This is a genomic window from Armatimonadota bacterium (assembly GCA_035527535.1).
In the GTDB taxonomy this organism is placed as follows: domain Bacteria; phylum Armatimonadota; class Hebobacteria.
Map to the genome: position 1 here is coordinate 1 of DATLAK010000053.1, position 8,137 is coordinate 8,137.

9 protein-coding genes are annotated in these 8,137 nt (G+C 67.5%); all 9 read left to right on the top strand.

All coding sequences use genetic code 11. The annotated features are described in order from the left end of the window. Positions 1-662: hypothetical protein (locus VM221_03390; GenBank protein ID HUT73866.1), on the top strand; the 662-nt coding region annotated here is incomplete at its 5' end. 14 nt (positions 663-676) lie between these two features. After that, on the top strand, positions 677-1,480 hold the full coding sequence (locus tag VM221_03395) for an NAD+ synthase (GenBank protein HUT73867.1): 804 nt from the start codon (positions 677-679) through the stop codon (positions 1,478-1,480). 54 nt (positions 1,481-1,534) lie between these two features. Then, positions 1,535-1,744 carry a type II toxin-antitoxin system HicB family antitoxin gene (locus VM221_03400; GenBank protein ID HUT73868.1) on the top strand — a complete coding sequence of 70 codons (210 nt, stop codon included), beginning with the start codon at positions 1,535-1,537 and terminating at the stop codon, positions 1,742-1,744. Then, the gene (locus VM221_03405; GenBank protein ID HUT73869.1) at positions 1,722-1,970 is read left to right on the top strand and encodes a type II toxin-antitoxin system HicA family toxin; all 249 of its coding nucleotides are present in this window, start codon (positions 1,722-1,724) and stop codon (positions 1,968-1,970) included. The genes VM221_03400 and VM221_03405 overlap by 23 nt, the downstream gene beginning before the upstream one ends. Positions 1,971-2,163: 193 nt before the next feature. After that, positions 2,164-2,916, top strand: a complete 753-nt coding sequence (locus VM221_03410; GenBank protein HUT73870.1) for a class I SAM-dependent methyltransferase — start codon at positions 2,164-2,166, stop codon at positions 2,914-2,916. Positions 2,917-2,973: 57 nt separating this feature from the next. Continuing rightward, positions 2,974-3,624: a hypothetical protein gene (locus VM221_03415; GenBank protein HUT73871.1), complete on the top strand. Its 651-nt coding sequence runs from the start codon at positions 2,974-2,976 to the stop codon at positions 3,622-3,624. An 18-nt stretch (positions 3,625-3,642) separates the two neighbouring features. After that, positions 3,643-5,163: an SPFH domain-containing protein gene (locus tag VM221_03420; protein HUT73872.1), complete on the top strand. Its 1,521-nt coding sequence runs from the start codon at positions 3,643-3,645 to the stop codon at positions 5,161-5,163. Positions 5,164-5,580: 417 nt separating this feature from the next. Beyond that, positions 5,581-5,853 carry a hypothetical protein gene (locus VM221_03425; protein HUT73873.1) on the top strand — a complete coding sequence of 91 codons (273 nt, stop codon included), beginning with the start codon at positions 5,581-5,583 and terminating at the stop codon, positions 5,851-5,853. 182 nt (positions 5,854-6,035) lie between these two features. Then, positions 6,036-7,982 carry a hypothetical protein gene (locus tag VM221_03430; protein ID HUT73874.1) on the top strand — a complete coding sequence of 649 codons (1,947 nt, stop codon included), beginning with the start codon at positions 6,036-6,038 and terminating at the stop codon, positions 7,980-7,982. Positions 7,983-8,137: the final 155 nt, after the last annotated feature.

An 8,137-nucleotide genomic window follows, 5' to 3' on the forward strand; every position in this document is an offset into this window, starting at 1 on the left:
GTGCCTGGCGCCCCGCCTTTCTCAGGCTGATCCCCCTCGACCGCGACGGGCAGGCGCGCCGGACCACGGCCGGGAGGTGGTTGAGGCCTCCCTGCCGAACAGACGCGTACGTGTCCGAGACACCACACAGCGAGGAGCAACTGCGCTGCCATTACCACCCCGCGGAGCACGCGTTCGTGCGCTGCGGGGCATGCGACAAGCCCCTGTGCGCCGAGTGCGTGCAGCACGGCCCGGTCGGGACGCGCTGCATCGAGTGCCTGCTGGGCATCGTCATCAGGCCCCTCACGCGGGCGCGCCGTATGGGGGCGGCGATGGCCTCGATGGCGACGGCGCTAGCCCTCGGCGCCGGGGTTGGCTACTTGGGCATGTTGAGCGGAATGCTCGGCTGGCTGACGAGCATCGGCCTGGGGCTGGCGGTGGGGTATGTGGCCAGGGCCATCGTCCATCACGCCGCCGCGCCCGGCGTGGAGGCCGCTGCGGGGATTGCGGCGGCCCTCGGCGCCTACTGCGGAACGGTCGTGTGGAGGGCGGTGGAGCGCATGCAGGCGGGAGCTCCGGCGGGCGCGGCGATCACCGCAGCGGCGAGGGTGCACGTGCTGCAATGGGCGCTGATGGGCTTGCTGGCCGCGGGCGCGGCGATCTACTGGATGCGCCGCCGGTAGCGGGAGGAACGGCGATGCAAGACGAGCTATCCATCGCCTGCGAGGCGGTGCGCGGGATCCTGCTGGAATTCATCTCCGGCTTCTTCGCGCAGGCGGGGTGCGAGCGCGCGGTGATCGGGCTGTCGGGGGGGCTGGATTCGGCGGTGACGGCGCTGCTGACCGCGCAGGCGCTGGGCGAGGGCCGTCTCACGTGCGCGCTGATGCCCTGCGGCGAGCTGCGGGCCGATACGCGCGCTGACGCCGAAGAGATCGTCGCCCTCGCCGGCGCAGAGCAGGTCGTGGTTGACATCGCGCCCCAGCTCGACGTCTACTTCCGCCGCTTCCCCGGTGCCGACCGCGTCCGCCGCGGCAACAAGATGGCGCGCGAACGCATGTCCATTCTCTACGACCAATCGTCGGCGCTCGCCGCGCTGGTCGTGGGCACCAGCAACCGCACCGAGTGGTTGCTGGGTTACTTCACCCTGTGGGGCGATATGGGGGCGGCGCTGTCGCCGCTGGCGGGCCTCTACAAGACCCAGGTGCGCCAGCTTGCTCATCATCTCGGCGTGCCGCAGCGCATCATTGACAAGCCGCCGACCGCCGACCTCTGGCGCGGCCAGACCGATGAGGCCGAGCTCGGCGTCACCTACGACCAGGCCGACCGCATCCTGTATCGCCTGCTGGACCTGGAGCTGAGCGCGCACCAGGTCGTGGCAGAGGGCTTCTCGCAGACAAGCGTGAACCGGGTGCTCGAACTCATGCGCGGCTCGGAGTTCAAGCGCCGCCTGCCGGTGACGCCCGATCTCGGTCAGGCCGCACCCCAGGACGATTTCATCTGAGGGGAACCGAACGAAGGACGTGGAAAAGGTGCACGAGGGCGAGGAGAGACGGATATGGTGAAAATCGAGGCCTACCATGACGGGGAATGCTGGTGCGCCCGCGGCATCGGCGAGGATATTTTCACCCAGGGGCACACGTTCGACGAATTGATCGAGAACATCCGCGAAGCGGTCGCGCTGCATTTTGAAGGCGCGGCGCAAGTGCCTGAGGTGCTCGTCATATCCGAGGTGAAACTGCCCGATGCGCCGACTGCCGTCAGCTAGCGGGGCGGACGTCATCCGTCTGTTGAGTTCGCTCGGATACCAGGTCGTGCGTCAACGAGGAAGCCATGCGCGCCTGCGAGCAGACGTCGCGCATGGCGAGCACAACATTACGGTGCCGATGCACAAAGACGTTGCCAAGGGCACGCTGAACGACATCCTGTCAAGCGTCAGCTCACAGACTGGGGCGCCGAAAGAAGAGCTTATCAGCCGGCTTGCACATAAGTGATCGGCCGGCGAAGCCGCCTGCCGGTGACGCCCGATCTCGGCCTGGCTGCACCCCAGGACGATTTCATCTGACCCCGGGGTGAAGCGGTTGCCTGCGCCGGTTGACCGCGCAGCCGCCCGCCGCTCTCCTCGCGCCCGCGGCGCCCCGCAGGTGGCGCGGACGCACGCGGCGAAAGACCCACCCCGGACCTGCCATGCGCCCTTCGGAATTGCGCAAGCTGTTTCGCCTGGAGAACACCTACTGGTGGTACATCGCCAGGCGCGAGCTGGTGCGCGAGCTCCTGCTGAAGCATCGCGCTCGGCTGCCGGCGCGACCGCGAATCCTCGACATCGGCTGCGGGGGCGGGGCGGGGCTGGCAGCCTTCAGTCGCTTGGGCGCGGTGATCGGCCTCGATCGCTCCAACGAGGCATTGCGGCTGTCGCGCTTGCGTGGGCGCTTCCCACTGGTGGGCGGCGCCGTCGAGCGGCTGCCGCTCGCAGACCACTCGGTTGACGTCGTCACCGCCTTGGATGTCCTCGAACACGTGCGCAACGACGCGGCGGCGGCGGGCGAGATGGCGCGGGTGTGTCGCCCGGGGGGGCTGGTGATCGTCACCGTCCCGGCCTACCAGTCGCTGTGGAGCGAGCACGATGAGGCGCTCGATCATTTCCGCCGCTACCGGGCGCGCGAGGTGCGCGGCCTGATGGAGGGGGCCGGCCTGCGGGTGTTGGACCTGTCGTACTGCATCACCCTGCTGCTGCCCGCCATTTTCTCCTTCCGCCTGGCGCAGAAGCTGCTGGGGCAGCTTCACCGCGGACGGCCGAAGACGGCGATCAGGCCACTGCCCGGGTGGCCCAATCGCCTGCTGGTGGGGCTGCTGCGGCTGGAGACGGCATGGCTGCTGCGGGTGCCGCTGCCGTGCGGAGTCTCGGCGGTGTGCGTGGCGGGGAAGTCGCGCCGTAGGTGAGAAGGTGGGACGGCGCAGGGCGCCGAATACGGACGCCGGGAAGGGAAGGAAAAGGCGATGGGGTGGGACGTCTTTGCCTACTGGATCTGCTTCATCTCGGGCCTGATCTACGCGCTGGTCGCGGCCCTGCTCGGGGGCGTGTTCGGCTTTGGGCACGACGGGCTTGAGGCGGGCGGCGGTCTGGAGCCGGCGGCCCATGACTTCGGCACTGCGCATGACGTCGGCGCGGGCCATGGCGAGGCCTACGGCGGGGCCGGCGCCGAAGAGGTCGCGATTTCCCCGCTCTCCCCGATGACCATGGCCACCTTCAGCACCGTCTTCGGCGGCACCGGCCTGGTCCTCACCAACATGTTCAAGTACAACCTCTACATTACCCTGCCCGCGTCGGTGGCGGCGGGAGTGGTGGTGGCGGCGGGGGTCTTCACCCTGTTCTATCGAGTGTTCGCGTCGGTGCAGGCGTCGAGCGAGGTGCGCATGGACGCGATCGCGGGCTTGCCCGCCGAGGTGACGATCGCCATTCCCGCCGACAGCGTGGGAGAAGTGGCCTACGTCAGCCTGGAGGGGCGCTACACCGCGATCGCCCGTTCCGCCACCGGCGCCGCCATTCCTCGCCACGCGCAGGTGCGCATCGCGCGCGTGGTCGGCAATACGGTCTATGTCGCCCCGGTGGAGCCGGGCGAAGGCTCCGCCGGGCAGCAGGTATCCTGAGCGCTACGGAGGCATCCCATGGAGTGGTTCCTGTCGTCGCCCGGTCGCGGCATTCCGCTGGTTGTCGGCGCCGTCATCACCGTCGTTATCCTCTTCGTCATCGTCTACGCCAACCGCTACGTCAAGGTTGGCCCCAACACGGTGCTCGTCATCTCGGGCAAACGGCGCAACATTCGCGCCGAGGACGGCACCGTCCAAAGCGTGGGGTTTCGCATCCGCGTGGGCGGCGGCGCCTTCGTGTGGCCGGTGCTGGAGCGGGTGGACACGCTGTCGCTGGAGATCATGACCCTGGAGGTGCGCACGCCCGAGGTCTATACCATGCAAGGCGTGCCCATCGTGGTGGACGGCATCGCCCAGATCAAAGTGCGCGGGGACGACGTCTCCATCCGCACCGCGGCCGAGCAGTTCCTGGGTAAGAACCAGACCGAGATCGCGCAGATCGCCCTGCAGACGGTTGAGGGGCACCTGCGCGCCATTCTGGGCACGATGTCGGTCGAGGAGGTCTATAGGAACCGCGAGGCCTTCGCCGCGCGCGTGCAGGAGGTCGCCGCGACCGATCTCGTCAACATGGGTCTGACCATCGTCTCCTTCACCATCCGCGACATCCGCGACAGCCACGGCTACCTGGAGGCGCTGGGCAAGCCGCGCATCGCCCAGGTCAAGCGCGACGCCGTCATCGGCGAGGCGGAAGCGGCGCGCGATGCCACCATCAAGTCGGCAGTCGCCAACCAGGAGGGTCAGCAGGCGAAGTACGGCGCGGATAGCAAGATCGCCGAGGCGCAGCGCGACTATGCGATCAACGTCGCGGAGTACAAGGCCGCGTCGTCCCAGAAGCAGGCGGGAGCCGACCTCGCCTACGACCTGCAGAAGTTCAAGACCGAGCAGTTGGTGCGCGCTGAGGAAGTGCAAGTCCAGGTGATCGAGAAGGAGAAGCAGATCGACGTCCAGGCGCGTGAGGTTGACCGCCGGACGAAAGAATTGACCGCCACCGTCGAGAAGCCCGCGGCGGCGGAGCGCTGCCGCATCCAGACGCTCGCCGAAGCGGAGCAGTTCCGCCTGCGCGCCACCGCGGCCGGTCAGGCCGATGCCACCCGCGCGGTGGGCTTGGCCGACGCCGACGCCAACAAGGCGAAAGGTCTGGCGCAAGCGGACATCATCAAGGCCCAGGGCTTCTCGGAAGCGGAGGCCATGTCCAAGAAGGCGGACGCATGGCGCGAGTACAACGAGGCGGCCATCGCGCAGACGTTCATCGAGAAGCTGCCGCAGATTGCCGCCGCCGTTTCCGCGCCGCTGGCGAAGACCGAGCGCATCGTGGTCGTCTCCACCGGCGGCGACTCGGCGGGCGCCGACAAGGTGACCCGCGACGTAGTCAAGATCATCGCCCAATTGCCGCCGGTGCTGGAAGCGATGACCGGCATGAAGCTCGAGGACATCCTCGCGCGCCTGCCGCACCTCGGCGAGCAGGCAGCGCCGGCCTCCGCGGCGGGGCAAACCGGCCCGCTATCGCAGGAGAACAAGGGCGAGACCGGCGCCAAGTAGGAAGGTCGGGCAGACGGCGCGCCGGCAGCCGAGCTCGACGGGCGCGCCTGTGGCGATGGCGTGAAGATGCTGGAGGCCACACGTCCCGCCGCCGTCAGCATCTGGCACGCCACCGGCGGCGCAGCGCGCGGCGGCGCGGGAGTGCTTCGCGTGCGCTCCACGTGTTATGCGAGAAGCCACTGGCGTACAACGCGGCGGAGGCGTGCGAAATGGCGCGGGCGGCGCGGCGCCGGAGCCTCGTGTTCGCGTAACGGGTCAGGTTCCGTTTCGATCCCCGCTTCATCTACCGTCCAGTGGGACTTCTTGCTGGCGTCCGTTCCATCACCATCGGAAAGGGAGGTTCAGCAGAGGATGATGTTCTGCCCGGGATGTGGCTATGAATTTCGGGAGGGGCTGCGGCGATGCCCGGACTGCGACGTGGACTTGGTCGCGGACCTCGAGGAAGTGGACCGCGCGCATAGCGGACGGCTGCGCGGCGGCAAGACCGTCAGCGTTTTCGCGTCGCAGCGCCCACAGGCCGAGATGCTCGCCGACATGCTGGATGAAGAGGGCATCCCCAGCGTTCTGCGGGCGGTTGACGCCTCTGCGCCCGGGGTCGAGCTCCACGTGCTGGAGCAGGATGCGGAGACGCACCAGGGGCTTATCCAGGACCTGATTGCTGAGCTGGGGGCCCAGGACCCGGGGGAATAGCCCAGATTATTCATAATCCGGGCCAGTATTACTCCGTTACAAGGAAATCGTCGCGTGGGCGACGGAGGGAAGGTGGTCGTCGCCCACGTGCCACAACTTGTCCTGAGCCTGTCGAAGGAGCCGTCCCGGCTCGAGGTCGAATATCGCACAGTGGGCGAGAGCAGATAAGAGGGGGCACAGCAATGAAGCGCTTCGTTCTCTCGGCGTTGTTGTTCTCGGCCTGTGCTGCGTGCGCGTTTGGGACCGGCGCGTGCGGAGACATGTCATCAGCCGCGTCAACCGCTACGCCGCGATTGTCGCCAACCGACGTCGCCCTCGCGCAGTCACTCCTCGACGAAGCGGCTTCCCTAGTCATGGGCATCGAGTATGCGGATGATGCGGACGATCGGTACCGTGTGCTTGACGTGCTTAGGCGGAGAGCCATAGACCTCGCCTCGATTGACCCCGACAAGGCGCTCAAGGCAGCGCGCGAGATCGCTGACCCGCGGGAGCGTTCGAATGCACTGGTCGGCATCGTGGTGGCGCTTGCGGAGACCCGTCCGGAGCAGGCACTTGAGATCGCGCGCGGCATTCCGAGTCTGTGGAAATGGCAGCCGGAATTCGGGCCTCTCCGCGAATTCTTGCCAAGAGCATACTCAGGCGTGTACGTAGGAGTCGGTCCATCGTGGGCCCTCTATGTGGTATTCGTTCCTTTGGCCCGGACAGCCCCCGCTATGGCCTTCAATGCGGCGCGAGACAGCGAAGACCCAGCGGCACGCCTTGTGCTGTTGACCGCCGTCGCTACTCTGACCGCCGAAAGGCATGCGGCATTGTCGCGTCAGGCGGCGAACGCGGCGCTGCATGCGGCTCGGACTATGCCCAACAAACCAGTCAATCGCGCGGCACTGCGTTCAGCGGTTGCGCAGCTGACGTTGACGCCGGCGCACCCGGAAGTCACGCTGGCCATGTCCAGGCTCATAGCAGACTCAGCGCACCGGGCGCCCTTGATTACGCGTCTTGCGGGGCGAGTCGCCAGCGCCGACCGCAAGCGCGGCCGGCCGATAGCTGCAGAGGCCGTCAGGACGGCCGCAGCCATCCGCACCGAGCCCGCCCGTGGCAACGCGCTCATCGAGGCCGTCTCAGCGATTGGCGCGTTCTACCCGGATGTGGCGCGGGCTGCGGTCGCACGCATCAAGAGCGCTCGCGCTCGAGACCAGGCGTCCGCACAGGTGATGCGCCGTGCTATCGACGCCTTCACGAACGGCGAGAGCTGGGGCATCGCTCCCGACAAGGCGGTCAACCTGGCGCTGCGAATGAAGGACCCGGCCAGCCGCGATGCGGGGCTCCACGGCGTCGCGGTGGCGTTCGCAAGGACGAACCCGGAGCAAGCGCTGAAGGTCGTCCAACGCATGAAGGACAAGGTAATGCGTGACCAGGCGATGGGAGGAATCATCCTCGCCATGGCTCCCAGAGACCCCGAGCTGGCACTCCGATTGGCGCGCAATCATGTATCACGCAATCACGACCAGTTCGTGCAGTATCTTGTCGCACGCCTTGCGCCCCTCCATCCCGATAAGGCCGTGGAAGCCGCACGAACCATCTCTGACGGGTCCCGGCGCGCCCTCACGCTGGGGGAGCTGGCGTCGAAGCTGGCGGACCGAGACAGCGTGCTTTCGCGCAGCGCGGCGGCGCAAGCGCTGGCGCTGGCGCAGAGCCCAGCCAACACCACGAATCTTGGCCAACTGTTGAGCGTGGTCTTGGAGGTGGGAAAGACCCAGCCGCAGCTCAGCGCCCCTGCCGCCGCCGAACTGCTTGCGGCTGCGCGCAAGCAATCCCAGCAGGAGAAGGGACCGGAGTTCTTGGCCTTCATTGCGAGGGCACTGATACGCACCCACCCCGAGATCTCCCAGACTGCCGCTGCCGAGGCCGTAGCGGCAGCCACTTGGCAGGAACCTCGCCGGGGCCATCATGATCTCGTTCAGGTCGCCCAAGTGCTGGCAAGCTCGTATCCTGACAAAGCCGCCGAGGCGGCCCATGCAATCAAAGATCGAGAGCGGCGTGCCGAGGTGCTAGGGCTGGTGGCCAGTTGCATACTCCATCCGCGCACGCCATCGTCTTATGACGAGCCGCCGCAGACTGTGCCCTGGTGACGTCAGTCGCCGGGGCGCCCCGGCCCCTTTGGGGCATAGGGGCGCTTTTCGCCACGTCAGAATCGCGTCCCTGCGCCGGGAACGGACATCACGTACCGGTCTCACGGACGCCTGACCGCCTCATGTGGTCTGAGCCTTTGTCAGTACGGCACCAG